Source organism: Nonomuraea sp. NPDC050643, assembly GCF_040654715.1.
Taxonomy (GTDB): domain Bacteria; phylum Actinomycetota; class Actinomycetes; order Streptosporangiales; family Streptosporangiaceae; genus Nonomuraea.
Genome location: NZ_JBFAIM010000170.1, coordinates 1 through 1,955, shown reverse-complemented (window position 1 = coordinate 1,955; position 1,955 = coordinate 1). Strand labels below are relative to the sequence as shown.

The window sequence follows — 1,955 nt, the reverse complement described above, 5'->3', positions numbered from 1 at the left end:
TTTACATAGCCAGTATGTTTATACTGCTTAAGTATTCTGAACATATGCTTAGAATATGTAGATTTAAGGTGTGTCATTTCTTTAAGTTCAAATTTAGTGAAGTTACTAGTTAATGAATTAATAATATGTTCTAAATCTGGATTAACACCAATAGCCACATACTCTTTATCTTTATAAATTTCTACTTTAGTAAAAAGAATAAATTTTCTAATAACATTCTCAGTTTCTTCTCTATATGTTAAAGAGAAAACTTTGTCATAGAATTTTTCTAAATCTTGAATAAAAAGCTTTTTATCATGACTATAGTAATTACTTAATTCTTTTAATTCTTCAAATGGCACATTAACAGTCAAATTGCCTTTATCTTTTAATTTATTACACAAAGTAAAAAATAGATTAACTTCAGTATTATTAAATTTTCTCAGTGGAACTAAATTCATATCATTTTTATATACTACTGTTTCTCCACTCAACTAACTCCACTCCAATCTAAAAGAAACCTATATAGAATAAAGATTCCTATTAACTTTAATTGTAAATACTTATAATCACTATGTTATAAACAATAATAACATAAAGAAACCTAATATAAAAAAAGTTTCTTTAGTTTAATGATTGGTTGCCTTTAGTTTAATGATTGGTTGCCTTTAGTTTAATGATTGGTTGCCTTTAGTTTAATGATTGGTTGCCTTTAACATTTCAAATCTATTGTCACTCTAAGGATCAAATGACTCCTAAAAAGGTTTTAAAAAGATTTATAAAAAGATATTAAAAAGTTCGGGGCAATTTGCCCCTCACAAATTCAAAAGACAAAAAGGAAACCCACCACATTTGTGGTGGGTTTTTATTATTTAAAAAAGTAATAAGTGATATAACTTTAATGCATTATTCCAATTGCTTTATTGACATTGAGCCTCTGAACCCTTAATAAACCCTAAAACTGTCGACTCGTCGGTTTCATAGCTCACACTATCCCGACATTCGTCGAAACAGTTTAATTAAGGGTTCTTCTCAATGCTCAATAAATTTTCTCGGCATAAGCGCATGTGCTATTCTTCATTTTCCATATCTTTTACAACCTTTAATATCGGTGTGATTAGTAATGATAAAATAAATGCTGATTCTAAAATCAGAAAAATATTTGTTCCTTCAAAAAATATTAAGTTGACCACATATCCAAAAAGACAAAATACAATAAAAAAACAAATAAAGTGAACAATAGAATTCAAGGCGAGCACTCCTTTTTGGTTTCTACGCTATTTTAAGCTTGATATAGCTTCTTCATTAAACAAAAGGTAATTTTCTATTTATTTTGTATTAAAGACGCTCATATGCTTTTAAAATGGCATATATAAGCACTCCAAATAAAATATAAGGTACAAGATAGAAAACAAGCATGAAATAACGCCATGCTGAATGCCCCGTTTTAAGCACGTGGTTCAGCCATTCGTAAAAATGTTGGACGCCTAACCAGTCACCTAAGGGACTTATAACTAAAAAGGCGACCATCACTAAGGCAACGATAAAAAACATGGCTGTGATGCCTTTAGTTAAACGATGTATGACTTGATCATATTGTTTAATCACTATTGCGTTGCTCTTCATACGTTCATCAATCATTTTTTTATAATTATTATTGGCTTGTCGCAGTTCGGATTGGTTGTTTTGAACTTCCTTAACTACGTTTTGTGTGTCTGTTTTGACATCTTCTAATTCTTTTTGTATAGCTGTGTGAAAATCTTGTTTTAAATTATCGCTATTAATCCGTTCAATATAATGTCTTGCCGCGCTTATAAAACGCTTTTGTGTGAAGTCTGTGGCTTGATTAAAGTTCGAGGCCGTGGTCTCGATCGATGTTAATAATTGGTCGTGACGTTGGTTTCTCTCGTACTCTCTTTTCTCGATCTCTTCGAGCCTTTTCATCAACAAGTCTTGCTGATTCTGCAGCTTGTCGG

2 protein-coding genes are annotated in these 1,955 nt (G+C 30.5%); both read right to left on the bottom strand.

Annotated features, from left to right (window positions below):
• On the bottom strand, positions 1-473 hold a 473-nt coding region (locus AB0I15_RS66745; RefSeq protein ID WP_358121158.1), incomplete at its 3' end, for a RepB family plasmid replication initiator protein.
• An 844-nt stretch (positions 474-1,317) separates the two neighbouring features.
• Positions 1,318-1,955 (bottom strand): hypothetical protein (locus AB0I15_RS66740; RefSeq protein ID WP_358121155.1); only part of this gene is annotated, 638 nt, incomplete at its 5' end.